This window comes from Thermodesulfobium sp., assembly GCF_053498235.1.
This window is the reverse complement of sequence record NZ_JBRCUV010000013.1, coordinates 1-12,739: the sequence shown is the minus strand read 5'-3', so window position 1 is coordinate 12,739 and position 12,739 is coordinate 1. Positions and strand designations below refer to the sequence as shown.

General features: G+C 32.6%; 16 protein-coding genes. 1 reads left to right on the top strand and 15 read right to left on the bottom strand.

The window, feature by feature from the left end:
- From ACWIUX_RS01295 to ACWIUX_RS01270, 6 genes are all read right to left on the bottom strand, one after another.
- Positions 1-708 (bottom strand): 1-(5-phosphoribosyl)-5-[(5-phosphoribosylamino)methylideneamino]imidazole-4-carboxamide isomerase, encoded by a 708-nt coding sequence (locus ACWIUX_RS01295; protein ID WP_448588914.1) that lies wholly within the window; start codon positions 706-708, stop codon positions 1-3.
- Between the two features lie 90 nt (positions 709-798).
- Entirely contained in the window at positions 799-1,407 is a 609-nt protein-coding gene (hisH, locus tag ACWIUX_RS01290; RefSeq protein ID WP_448588913.1) for an imidazole glycerol phosphate synthase subunit HisH, read from the bottom strand.
- Entirely contained in the window at positions 1,407-1,988 is a 582-nt protein-coding gene (gene hisB / locus ACWIUX_RS01285; protein ID WP_448588937.1) for an imidazoleglycerol-phosphate dehydratase HisB, read from the bottom strand. Before hisB ends, hisH begins: the two co-directional genes overlap by 1 nt.
- Before the next feature lie 50 nt (positions 1,989-2,038).
- On the bottom strand, positions 2,039-2,857 hold the full coding sequence (locus ACWIUX_RS01280; protein ID WP_448588912.1) for an HAD family hydrolase: 819 nt from the start codon (positions 2,855-2,857) through the stop codon (positions 2,039-2,041).
- Positions 2,850-3,899 carry a histidinol-phosphate transaminase gene (hisC, locus tag ACWIUX_RS01275; protein ID WP_448588911.1) on the bottom strand — a complete coding sequence of 350 codons (1,050 nt, stop codon included), beginning with the start codon at positions 3,897-3,899 and terminating at the stop codon, positions 2,850-2,852. The genes ACWIUX_RS01280 and hisC overlap by 8 nt, the downstream gene beginning before the upstream one ends.
- Positions 3,886-4,749 (bottom strand): bifunctional 5,10-methylenetetrahydrofolate dehydrogenase/5,10-methenyltetrahydrofolate cyclohydrolase, encoded by an 864-nt coding sequence (locus tag ACWIUX_RS01270; protein WP_448588910.1) that lies wholly within the window; start codon positions 4,747-4,749, stop codon positions 3,886-3,888. Before ACWIUX_RS01270 ends, hisC begins: the two co-directional genes overlap by 14 nt.
- Before the next feature lie 102 nt (positions 4,750-4,851).
- On the opposite strand from ACWIUX_RS01270, the gene aroH reads away from it, so the two are divergent.
- Positions 4,852-5,232 carry a chorismate mutase gene (gene aroH / locus ACWIUX_RS01265; RefSeq protein ID WP_448588909.1) on the top strand — a complete coding sequence of 127 codons (381 nt, stop codon included), beginning with the start codon at positions 4,852-4,854 and terminating at the stop codon, positions 5,230-5,232.
- Between the two features lie 46 nt (positions 5,233-5,278).
- On the opposite strand, the gene ACWIUX_RS01260 is transcribed toward aroH, so the two are convergent.
- The 9 genes from ACWIUX_RS01260 to ACWIUX_RS01220 form a co-directional block, all read right to left on the bottom strand.
- Positions 5,279-6,199, bottom strand: coding sequence for a bifunctional riboflavin kinase/FAD synthetase (locus ACWIUX_RS01260; RefSeq protein ID WP_448588908.1), 921 nt, complete (start codon positions 6,197-6,199; stop codon positions 5,279-5,281).
- The gene (gene truB / locus ACWIUX_RS01255; protein WP_448588907.1) at positions 6,196-7,101 is read right to left on the bottom strand and encodes a tRNA pseudouridine(55) synthase TruB; all 906 of its coding nucleotides are present in this window, start codon (positions 7,099-7,101) and stop codon (positions 6,196-6,198) included. Before truB ends, ACWIUX_RS01260 begins: the two co-directional genes overlap by 4 nt.
- Positions 7,094-8,050 carry a DHH family phosphoesterase gene (locus ACWIUX_RS01250; RefSeq protein WP_448588906.1) on the bottom strand — a complete coding sequence of 319 codons (957 nt, stop codon included), beginning with the start codon at positions 8,048-8,050 and terminating at the stop codon, positions 7,094-7,096. The genes truB and ACWIUX_RS01250 overlap by 8 nt, the downstream gene beginning before the upstream one ends.
- Before the next feature lie 14 nt (positions 8,051-8,064).
- Complete coding sequence (gene rbfA / locus ACWIUX_RS01245; RefSeq protein ID WP_448588905.1) at positions 8,065-8,403, bottom strand: 30S ribosome-binding factor RbfA; 339 nt, start codon at positions 8,401-8,403, stop codon at positions 8,065-8,067.
- Between the two features lie 38 nt (positions 8,404-8,441).
- Positions 8,442-8,720, bottom strand: coding sequence for a DUF503 family protein (locus tag ACWIUX_RS01240; RefSeq protein WP_448588904.1), 279 nt, complete (start codon positions 8,718-8,720; stop codon positions 8,442-8,444).
- Positions 8,721-8,807: 87 nt separating this feature from the next.
- Positions 8,808-10,874 carry a translation initiation factor IF-2 gene (gene infB, locus ACWIUX_RS01235; protein ID WP_448588903.1) on the bottom strand — a complete coding sequence of 689 codons (2,067 nt, stop codon included), beginning with the start codon at positions 10,872-10,874 and terminating at the stop codon, positions 8,808-8,810.
- On the bottom strand, positions 10,875-11,159 hold the full coding sequence (locus tag ACWIUX_RS01230; RefSeq protein WP_448588902.1) for a YlxR family protein: 285 nt from the start codon (positions 11,157-11,159) through the stop codon (positions 10,875-10,877).
- 4 nt (positions 11,160-11,163) lie between these two features.
- The gene (gene nusA, locus ACWIUX_RS01225) at positions 11,164-12,186 is read right to left on the bottom strand and encodes a transcription termination factor NusA (protein ID WP_448588901.1); all 1,023 of its coding nucleotides are present in this window, start codon (positions 12,184-12,186) and stop codon (positions 11,164-11,166) included.
- Positions 12,183-12,662 (bottom strand): ribosome maturation factor RimP, encoded by a 480-nt coding sequence (locus tag ACWIUX_RS01220; protein ID WP_448588900.1) that lies wholly within the window; start codon positions 12,660-12,662, stop codon positions 12,183-12,185. Before ACWIUX_RS01220 ends, nusA begins: the two co-directional genes overlap by 4 nt.
- Between the last annotated feature and the right edge of the window lie 77 nt (positions 12,663-12,739).

The following is a 12,739-nucleotide window of genomic DNA, read 5'->3' as shown; positions in this document are numbered from 1 at the left end:
TTAAATTACCTTCCCATTCAAAAATTTAATATGCCCCTCTAACCATGCCTTTCCTATTACCGCACCATTAAAACCAATGCTTTCAAGAGTCTGAACGTGTTCCCTCTTTGATATGCCGCCAGCACCAATTAGCTTGTGCTTTGGAAAAATGTTCCTAATACTCTCAAACAATTCAACTGAAGGGCTAGAAAGTGTCCCATCTTTATTTATATCAGTAACTAAAAAACCTAAATTATTTCTATTCAAGAACTTATTTTGTAAATCTTTTAATTCTAAAGAAATTGATGACGTCCAGCCATGAAAACAAAGTTTCGAATCTCTGAAATCTAAAGAAATAAGGATTTTGTTCCCAAAGTCCCTTAATATTTTGTCGAGTGCCTCTTCATCTGTAAAAGCAACTGTCCCAACAATTATCCTATCAGCCCCCAACTCAACCAAATTTTTAACATCTTCGTATTTTCTTACACCACCTCCCCATTGAACGACGAAATTTTTTGACTTTGCCATCTCTAAAACATTAAAAGCAGTAAATTTACCAATCTTAGATGCTTCTAGGTCGATTATATGAACAAAATTAATGCAAAAAGATTTTAACCTATCAAGATATTCTTCAGGATTTCCATAGACTTTAACCTTGTTAAAGTCACCTTGATAAAGTCTAACAACATTGCCTTGATATATGTCAATTGCAGGTATTATTTCAAACATTTAACCTCCATCAATAATAATTTAAAAATTTTACTAACTTAACTAAAATTGTAAAATACACAATCATTAATTATTTTATAATTTTTGAGTCTATATCGAATTTAGAAAATTTTCTAAAAGTTTCAGCCCCCAACGTCCACTCTTTTCAGGATGAAATTGACAAGCAAATATATTTTCTTTTTCGATAACACATACAAAGCTTCTGTCACCATACTCAGCAAACCCCTTCTTACAGGAAAGATCATATACCTCTGGATAATAAGAATGAACAAAATAAAAAGAAGAAGCATCTGGTATATCTTTAAAAAATTTAAAATCTGAAATATTAAAAACTTGATTCCATCCGAGATGTGGCTTTATTAAATCTTCTTGAAATTCTACAACTTTTCCAGAAATAATCTTTAATCCCTCTGTAAACCCATACTCATCAGAATGATCAAAGAGTAATTGCAACCCTAAGCAAATCCCAAAAAATGGTTTTCCTAAATATATAAACTCCCTTATTGGTTCCCACAAATTAGCCCCCTTAAGAGACGTATTTGCTTGTGTAAAAGAACCCTGTCCAGGAAAAATTAATGCATCAACCTTTTTTAATTCTTCTGGATTCCAAACCTCTTTGAAATCATAACCAAGATAATTGATTGCCTTAAATACACTGCCTAGATTCCCTCCTCCTTTGTAACACAAAACACCTATCATCAAATACACCCCTTAACCGATGGAATTGACCCAACATTTGTTAAAGATATGGCATCCTTTAAACAAAGGGCAAAAGATTTAAAGCAGGCTTCAGCTATGTGGTGGCTGTTGAACCCATATATTTTTACCATGTGAAGATTTGCTTTTAGATTCATTGTTAGAGAATTAAAAAAAACTTCTACAAGCTCTGTTTCAAACTTGCCTATGGTTTTGGAATCGAAGTCAACATTATATGAAAAATAAGGTCTCCCCGAAATATCAATAGCACACAAAATTAAAGCATCGTCCATTGGCAAAATTACGTTAGAAAATCTCTTTATACCTGTTTTATCTCCTAAAGCCTTAAATAAAGCTTCTCCAATAACAATCCCTACATCTTCAACACTGTGATGATAATCCACATTAAGGTCTCCGCTGCAATTTAGCTTTATATCAATACCAGAGTGTTTTGAAAAGGTACAAAGCATGTGATCAAAAAAACCAATCTCAGTACGTATTGAATTTTTCCCTGTACCATCAAGATTTATTTCTACTTCAATATCGGTTTCATACGTCTTTCGTTTTACAACTGAGGTTCTAATTGTTTTTTTAAAATCATTTTCATCACTCATTAAGAAGACCTACCTCTCTTTTATATACTATAAATAAAGCTATCTAAATATTCTCTTACATCCCTAAACATTTTAGCAAAGGAAAAGTTTCTTATTTTGTCACTAAGTTGATTTGAATAAGTGCCAGTTTGAACTCCAGCAAATTCTACAGGTAAACCTATCTCTCGTGCCTTTATAACCAATTCGAGATCATCTAAGGTATCCCCAACATAAGTCATTTTTGAGCACTTGTTAATAACAAACATCTTCTGTAAGGGGGTAGGATCAGGTTTCTTATAACCACTATCATCAGTAAAATAAAATTCTTTTAAAGGGATTAGATTAACAGCCCTTAAAGCGACCTCAGCCTCTTTATAACATCTTCCAGAATAAATCCCTATTTTTTCTCTATCTATAGAATAGTTACAAAAATTAATCAATGGTTTTTCTTGATAAATAAACCCCTTAAAAAAGATATATCTTGGTCTTTCCAAATATATCTCGTAAAAAAGTTTTTCTCCCAGATAGTATTCTTGGAATATCCTCTTAACAAATTCATAATCCACTTCTATTTCTGGAAGATTTTTATTAAATCTAAAATAATTTTTCAAGATTGTCAAAAACTCTATATCATTAAAAAATTCATAATCCCAGCTAATTGCTAAAAGAGCGTAAGTTAAATCCCAATCGTTGTTAAAGCCACCCAAAGATTTCAAGAAGCTTATATGATCAATAGTGCATTTTGCAGGTTTGTTAAACATATTTCTAATAAATTCAAAAGTTTTAATTGTTGATTCAACAAAAGAACCGTTAGTTTGTATTAAAACTCCATCTATATCAAAAACTATAAAATCACTCATTTAATATGTCATTCAACTCCCTTAAAAAGATATCCGTATCAGAACTCTTCCCAGCAGAAATTCTAATAAAATTAGGCAAATAAGGAAAATACCTGACTAAAATCTTCCTATCTTTAAGCTTCTCAACAATATTTTTAGTAGGTTTATTAAAGTTTGCCAGCAAAAAATTAGCTTCTGTAGGATATACTTTAATACCCATCTTTGTCAAACCATCGTATATTCTTCTTATTTCTATGTTAATTGCTTCAATGTTTTGAAGAAAAAGATTGCTATTTTGTAATATTATGCTTCCTGCTATCTGTGAAAAGTGAGATAATAAATAAGGCAATCTCACCTTTTCAACCTCATCAATAAGCAACTTGTCCCCAAAAGCAAAACCCATCCTGATGCCTGCGCCTGAAAAGGCCTTAGAAAGGGTTCTTAAAATTAAAACATTTTGATAAGATCTAAATTTATCAACAAAACTCCTTTTGCTAAATTCACAATAAACTTCATCGATCAAGACTATTCCAGATGTACTATTAACAATTTTTTCTATATATTCATCTGGAAAACAATTTCCCGTAGGATTATTTGGGTTACAAATAATAACTACCGCAGGTCTTCTCTCTTTTAAACAACTAACAGTCTTTTCAATTGGCATCGAAAAATCTTCATTTAAAGGAATTTCTATATATTCAATTCCTAAATTTCTCGAAGCTATTTTGTAAGTAGGAAAAGTTGGAGAAAAAGAAAGAACCGGACCATTATTTAAAGCAAATGCCATAATCACATTTTGAATTACCTCGTCACAACCATTTCCCACAGTAACTTCTTCAGGATTAATTTTACCAATATACTGACTAAATGCCTTTTTGACAGGACTGCACCATGCATCTGGATAGTAATTTAACTTCAGTTCGTAAAAGTTAGCTATAATCTCTTCTTTAACCTTTAAAGGCAATTCAAACGGACTTTCATTTCTATCAAGCCTAATTGCACCTTCAACCTCTACTGGCCTGTATGGTTTTACTTCTGCAAGATCCTTCCTAAACAAGGTCATCTTTTATTCCTGATTGAATTGAGGCAGCCTTAATTACATTGCTCATCAAAGACATTATAGTAAGAGGTCCTACTCCACCTGGTACAGGAGTAAGATATCCTGCTACATCAAAAACATCGTCGAAGTCAACGTCTCCGACAATCTTTCCATCCAACCTAGATATTCCTACGTCAACTACTACTGCACCTTTCTTTACATATTCTCTGTTTATCATCTTGGCCTTTCCAGTGGCGACAATTAATATATCTGCCTCCTTGCATATGTTTTTAAGATCTTTGGTTTTAGAATGTACAATAGTTGGGGTAGCATTTTCATGTAAAAGCATCAAAAAGATAGGCAAACCTACAAGCTGGCTTCTCCCTAGAATTACAACCCTTTTGCCCACAAGATCGATTTTGTACTCTTTTAATAATCGTACTATCCCACTAGGAGTACATGGTCTCAATCCTGGAAGATTTTTATATAGCAAACCACAAGAAAAAACGTTAAGGCCATCAACATCCTTTTCAGGACTAATTAAGGATAAAACCCTTTCTTTATCAATACCCCTTGGCAATGGAAGCTGTACTATTATTCCATTTACCTCTTTGTTCTGATTTAAAGAGGAAACTCTCTTTTCTATTTCTACCTGATCTAATCCTTCCTCTTCTATAAGAATAGGTTTAATACCTAACTTTTCACACATAGCAACCTTTTTCTTGACATAAACTTTTGATGCTTCATCGTCATTAAATCTCGCTACAGCAAGACAAACGCTTATTCCTTTTGCTTTTAAATCTTGCACTTTTGAAATAATTTCTTTTTCCCATTGATTGGCTACTTCTTTTCCGTTTAATATAATTGTACTCAACTTCATCATCTCCATATTTTTTTATGATACTTTATTATAAGACAAAATGTTGTATTTTAAATTATCATTAAAAAAATTTTTAAAAAAAAGGGGAGTTTAGTTATGGATGAGTGCGAGAAGAATTCAAGATTGTTAGCAATTCGAGGAGCTACCACCTTATTAAAAGATAGTCCTGAAGAAATAAAGAAAAAGGTTATTGAACTAATTAACAAAATGGTTGACGAAAATGAAGTAAAAGAAGAGGACATGGTTAACTTTTTTATATCAGTAACTCAAGATATCCATTCTGAGTTCGCAGGAAAATTCGTAAGAGAAAGATTTTCAACCACCCCAGTTTTTGGAACTGTAGAAGCAACCGTTGATAACGCACCAAAAATGTGCATAAGAATACTTTTACAATGCTACAGTAAAAAAACCAAAGACAAGATAAAACACATTTTCCTATACGAAGCCTCCAAACTAAGACCCGATCTTATAAAATAAAGACATGAGATAAACAAAAAAATATCAAAAAAACTTACAAGGAATTTTATAAATTCATTTCATAATTTGCTTTTATATTATCTATGTCCGCTCTTATTTGCTTTTTAAGTGCGATAATTGAATCAAATTTAATTTCATCTCTAATTTTGTATTTAAATTTGACTGTAATAACCTCTTGGTACAAATCTCCCTCAAAATCTATCACGTGCACTTCTACACTTCTCTTTTTCCCTCCAACAGTTGGCTTAACACCAATATTTAAAGCTCCTAGATATCTTTTTCCTGATATTTCTACTTCAGCCGCATATACCCCGGACTGAGGAATAATTTTATATTCAGGGAGCCTCAGATTAGCTGTAGGAAAACCTAAGAAGGTGCCTATACGATCACCATGAATTACTTCACCAGAAACAAAAAAATCCCAACCTAGCAGCTTATTCGCTTCTTCAATTTTTCCAGATATTATAAGCCTTCTAATCCTTGAACTTGAAATCGGCAAACCGTTAAATATATATAAATTGGCAATATCTACATCAAAACCAAAGCTTTTTCCTAACTTTCTTAAGAGAGCAACGTCCCCGCCCTTTCCGTGCCCAAAGTGAAAGTTTTCACCTTCAACAATAGTATTAATTTTGAAGCCGTTGCACAGAAAACTAATAAACTCTTCAGGAGAAAGTTTGGAAAGTTTTTCATCAAACTTCAGAACTATTACCTCATCAACGAACTCCAGCAAAAGTCTTATTCTTTCTTCAATAATAGTGATAAGTGATAAATTCTCTACATTTTTAAAGAAAATCCTTGGATGTGGTTCAAAGGTTACAACACTAATTATATCTTCGTCATTTCTCCTTTTATTTTTAAGTTGTTTAAATAGCAACTGATGTCCTAAATGTACTCCGTCAAACGTTCCAATAGTTAGAAATCTTTCCCCATTTTTATCTGTTTTTCTATAAATTCCTCTTATCATATAACTATCACCTTATTAGGTTTCCAAATTTTTTTCTCACCCTTAGATCTTTCAGCCAAACCCAAAAAAGTCCCACAAATAGAGAATACTCTTAAAATTTCAAAGTTACCAAAATCTTTTTTAATCCAAATCTCTTGACCATCTACAAATTTTTTTGAATTTTCATAATTCAAAATTACAACCGGTATATGATTAAGTACCTTGTTAACAGGAATAATAACTTTGAAGTACTCTCTCTTCACAATTAAATCCATTAATTTTGTGATGCTTATGCTCTCTTTAATATGAAAATTTCCCGAAGCCTCTCTTAGCAAAAACGTCATTGTTCCAATAGTTCCAAGTTTTGTAGAAATGTCCTCACACAAAGTCCTAATATAAGTTCCCGAAGAACAAGTAACCTCAAACCAGAGTGAATTTTTATTTCGCTTTATAAATTTAAGTTCTTTAATATTTACCTCCTTATACCTTTCAGGAACTTCCCGATTTGCTCTTGCTAATTCATAAAATCTCTTGCCATCAACCTTTGCTGCAGAATAGGAGGGAACCTTTTGGAGATAACAACCAGTCAAACTAGTACAAACAGACGTAATCAAATGATCAGAAATGAAAGGGACAGACCGAACATCTAATACTTTACCCTCTTGGTCTCCAGTAGCTGTCTTGAACCCCAATGTGAGTTCAAAAAGGTATTTCTTATCATTTTTTTCAATAAATTCACAGAGCCTTGTAGCCTTTCCCAACGCAACAGGTAAAACACCTACTGCACACGGATCAAGCGTTCCTAAATGACCAATTTTTACATCAACGCCAAATGCATCTTTGAACGTTCTCTTTATCATCTCAACAACTTCTGCTGAACTTTTATAGAGATCTTTAAAGACATTTAAAAATCCACTAATCACCAAAAACCTCTTTCTTTGTATAACGTAAAACTAAATCAACAACATCATCAAACTTTCCATTGACAACAGCTCCAGCTGCCTCTGGATGGCCACCGCCACCAAAGTGTTCAGCTATAACATTGAGCATTCCTGTATTTTTTCCTCTAAAACTTATCTTAACCTTACCCGGCTCATCTTCTCTAAAGACTATTGAGACTTTGCAGTCCTTTATCCTTCTCAACCACTCGATAAGGCCCTTTGTAATATCAGGTTCTAGAGACAAATTTATAAAATCATCGTAGGAAATAGGCAGCCACGAAATGCCCCCTGAAGCCTTAACTTTAGATAGCAAAAAACCCATCTTTGCAATACTATTTGCATCTCTTTCATAATATTTCATCACAAGACTCACATCAGCACCATGTTCAATCAATTTAGCAGCTATTTCTAAACATTCTCTATTTGTGTTTGTATAATAGAACCCACCAGTATCATAATGCAGAGCAAGATACAAATATGTAGCTACCAGATCATCTATTTTGTGTTTCATTTTACTCATAATATTAAAAACTAGAACAGCAGTAGCACTTGCAGTAGTATCAACATATATATTAGTATCAAAATAAGGCCCGTGATGGTGGTCAACTATAAAAGAATTTTTATATTTTGGGAAGATATTTTCGTATGGCTTTCCTATTCTCTTTAACGAAGATGCATCAAGCAATATTGCAACTCTTGAAAAATCGAAACTTTCTACGGTATATAAGTTTTCCATCCCCGGAAAGCTCATTACGCTACTAGGAGTTTTATAAGGCTTTATAAATCTTACGTCTTTTTCTATTGATTTTAAGAAATAATATAAAGCAAGGCTAGAACCAATAGCATCACCATCAGGTTCCAAATGTGTAAAAATATCAAATGAAGCGCTATTATTTAATAACTCCAATATTTTATCGGGTATTTTAGTCAAAATATTTCTCCTATTCAGTGTTCAATCTTTCTCAGAATTTCAAATATCTTATCCCCTTTTTCAAGAGAATTGTCTATTGCAAAGAGTATTTGCGGAGCATATTTTAATCCAATTCTTCTTGCTAGTTCTCCTCGTAAAAATCTTGATGCAGAAACAAGACCTTTTAGAGTTTCATCTTTGGACTTTTCATCTCCGTAAATGCTTACCCACACCTTTATATTTTTATGATCACTTGACATCTCCAACTCCATAATAGAAACCATACTCTTTATTCTTACATCTTTAAGTTCATATATTAAAAGGGCTAGTTCTTTTTTAATTGTTTCCTTTAGTCTTTCGGCCTTTATATTCATTTTGTTTTTAGCCTCCCATTTGAAATAAGGACAAAAAGTTAATATATCTCAAGATTATATGAAATAAGCCTGATATCAGGTCTATCGAGAAAAAAGTTAACATAATAATCATATAGTTTATGTATATCATTTTCACTTTCCTTTACTGCCGATAAATACAAGGTACTTGATCTTATATTTTTGTTTAAAATTTCAAGTGCACTTATATTTTGTTTTCTTATGTTTGAAATAATTGCTTGCATAATTTTTCTATGTTCCTTTATGCTAACAATATATGGAAAATAAAGTTCAAATTCAATTAAACAAGTTCTTATCATAAGATTTGTAAAATAAAGTTTTTAAATTTTTTAATTTCAAACACCTATATAGTTAAATTTTTATAAAGAAAAATCTTACGTAAAAAACTAACAGGTTACCTCTACCAACTTATATATTTCAAATATATCCCTTTCCTTTATGTCTTGGAAGTCTTTTATAGAAATTCCACATTCATAACCTTGATTTACCTCTTTCACATCATCCTTAAATCTTTTTAAAGACGACAACTCTCCTTCATGTATAATCACATTATCCCTTAAAACTCTCACCTTTGCATCTCTAGTAACCTTTCCATCAATAACATAACAACCAGCAACCAGCCCTATCTTAGGAACTTTAAAAGTTTGTCTAACCTCAGCTCTTCCAAGTATTGTCTCTTCATATTTCGGAGGCAATAAACCCTTAATAGCTTTTGAGATATCCTCAATAAGATCATATATAACCCTATAAGTTCTGATATCGATACCTTCCTCAGAAGCTAGTCTAAAAGCTGAGCTTGATGGTCTAACATTAAAACCAATAATAATAGCTTGGGAAGCACAAGCAAGCATCACATCAGATTCAGAGATACCACCTGTTCCCGATGATAAAATATTTATTGTCACGTTTTCTTCTCTAATTTTTGATAACGAAGTAAGGATAGCCTCTAAAGATCCCTGGGAATCAGCTTTTAAAATAAGTTTTAACTCTCTTACCTCAGATGGATCTATTCCTTGGGCAAAACACGATAGTGTAGGCTTTTTCATCCTTTGTATTTGTAACTCCTTTTTCTTATTAAGCATTTTTTCAGCCATTAACTTTGCTTCTCTATCTGTTCTTACAGCAATTAAACTATCCCCTGCCTCAGGAACCATATTAATTCCTAGAATCTCTACAGGCGTTGAGGGGCCTGCTTCCTTTAACCTTTTACCCCTATCATTAATTAGCGCTCTTACCCTTCCACTAGCAGCTCCTACACAAACATAATCTCCAACTTTCAAAGTACCCCTTTGAATAAGAACGCTCGCTACAGGACCCCTGTTCTTATCAAGCTTTGCTTCCAAAACCAAGCCTCTTGCTAAGGCTTTTGGGTTTGCTTTATATTCCATTAATTCTGCCAATAATAATGTCATTTCTAGTAGTTCATCTATACCTTCTCCTGTTTTTGCTGATACTTTAACAAAAATTGTTTTCCCACCCCATTCTTCAGGAATTAGACCATACTCAGTTAACTGTTGCATTATCTTTTCTGGTTGTGCTCCAGGTTTATCAATCTTGTTAATAGCTACTATTATTTGAACTCCAGCAGCTTTAGCATGTTGAATTGCCTCAATAGTTTGTGGTTTTACTCCATCATCAGCAGCTACAACTAGAATTACTATATCAGTAACGTTTGCACCCCTAGCCCTCATAGCTGTAAATGCTTCATGACCAGGAGTATCAATAAACGTAATCTTTTTGCCATTTACCTCAACTTGATATGCACCAATTTTTTGGGTTATACCATGAAATTCTTTAGCTGCAATCTTTGTCTTTTGAATCTTATCTAAAAGAGTCGTCTTACCGTGATCTACATGTCCCATAACTGTAACAATAGGTGGTCTAGGTTTAAGATCAGCTTCGTCTTCAACTTCTTTTTCTTCAAAAGTTAAAGATTCCTCTTCTTTTAATTTTGGTTCATAACCAAATTCTCTTGCTATATGTTCAATAAGACTTAAATTTAAAGCTTGATTTATTGTCGCAAGTGTTTTAAGCTTTATTAACTTTTTTATAACTTCGCTCTCTTTAACATTAATCCTTTGCGCAATTTCCCTTGGAGTCATCCCCTCATAAATGTACAAAACCTTCTTTTCCTCAACTTTAATTTCTTCTTCTGACTTAGGTTTTTCTTCTTGGACAATATCTTCTTGCACAGTAACTTGGGGCGACTCCTTTACGGCAACTTCAACAGCGTTTTCCTTTTGCAAAGCTTTATCGCTAACTTCAACTTTCTTATCTTCTTCAGGAATCTTACTTTTGGTTTCGGCTTCAATTGTAGATCTAACCATAAACTCCTCTTCTTCACCCACAGAAGACAAAGAGGACTTAACACTAACTCCCAATTCAGAAAGTATTTGAATTGTCCTTTTTGATGAGATACCCAATTCCTTTGCCAATTCATATATTCTCTTCAATCAATGCTCACCTCCTTGACCTTTTATTGATAAACTTTTAATATATCTTTCAATTTCATTATAGATCTTTATATCAATATTTGTTTTAAGCGACTTTGCAATGACTCCTTTATTCTTAAAATTACAACTGTATATACAAGAAAAACAAATATAACAGCCTCTTCCAGCTCCTTTTTTATCATAATCTATAATCACATTTTTATTTTTAAGCCTTGCTATCCTAAGCATATCACTTTTTGGAAGAATTTTCCCACAAAAAATACATTTCCTGTGTTCTTTAAGCATATTATTACTCTTCTATCTTAATATCAATTTTATAACCAGTTAATTTATGTGCTAACCTTACATTTTGCGCATCTTTTCCAATAGCAAGAGAAAGCTGAGACTTATCTACATATACTCTTGACTCCTTCTTGGCTTGATCAAGAATTTCAACTCTTTTAACTTTAGCAGGGGCAAGTGCACTCGCAATATAAATTTTTGGCTCTGGATTGTATAAGATTACGTCGATCTTCTCACCCCTAAGCTCTCTTGTAACATTTTGAATTCTTGAATTTCTTAATCCAAGACAAACTCCCAGTGGGTCAACATAAGCATCTCTTGATAAAACAGCAATCTTTGTTCTACTACCTGGATCTCTTGCTATAGAAACTATTTCAACAACTCCTGACCTGATTTCCGCCGACTCAAGCTCAAACAATCTTTTGACTAAATTTGGATGGCTCCTTGAAAGTATTATTTCGACATCCTTTTTTAATTTTTTAACCGACAAAACATAGAAAACATATCTTTCGTTTATAGCATATCTATCTTGATAGACAGTTTCTTTTTGAGGAAGTATTCCCTCACCTCTTCCAAGTTGAACAATCCAATTTTTCCCTTCTTGCCTTAAAATCTTACCAGATATAACACCAAAAACTCTATCTTTAAATTCCTCATAAACAGCATTTCTCTCAGCCTCTTTTATTTTTTGCTGCCAAACTTGCTTTGCCGTTAATGCAGCAATTCTTCCAAAATTCTTAGGATCTACCTGCACTTCTATTGTGTCACCTATACTAACATCAGGATAAATCTCACGAGCCTGAGTAAGCGATATTTCATCAAAAATGTTATTGACTTTATCTACCACAGTTTTTTTGACTACAATTTCTAAAAGCCCACTATCAGGAACTATTTTCAAGGTAACGTTCTTTGACGGATAATATTTTTTATATGAAGCTAAAAGAGCTGATTCCAAAGCAGATATCATAGCAGACAGTGAAACGCCCTTTTCTTTTTCTAACTGTTCTAGAACGTGCAAATCAATTTTCATTGTTTATCTCCCTTAAACCTGAAATGTATTCTTACTTCTTTTATATCATTTCGGTTTACCTTTTCTTCTGATTTTCCAGTATTAACAAAAATATATCTGCCCTCACTATCAATACCTTCAAGTATACCAATAATTGGATTGAGATTCGGATTTTTAAAACTTACTATTATTTCTTCTCCTTTAAACCTATTAAAATCCGAATCCTTTTTCAATTTCCTCTCAATTCCTGGAGATGATACTTCAAGTAAAAAACTCTCAGGAATTATGTCATAATAATCCAAAATAGTACTTAATTTTTTTGATACTAATTCACAATCATCAAGAGAAATGGGCTTGTGAACGTTATCGATGAATACCCTAAGTACCCATTTCTTGCCTTGCTTCAAGTAATTCAAATCATAAAGCTCAAAATCCATATCTAATAATACCTTCTCGACAATATCAGTTAATTTTTCTTTAATATCTTTCGATTTCAAGAAAAATATCATCCTTTCATATTTTTAAAAATACAAAGAGTGGGTAATTACCCACTCTTTGTATTTTTAAAAATATG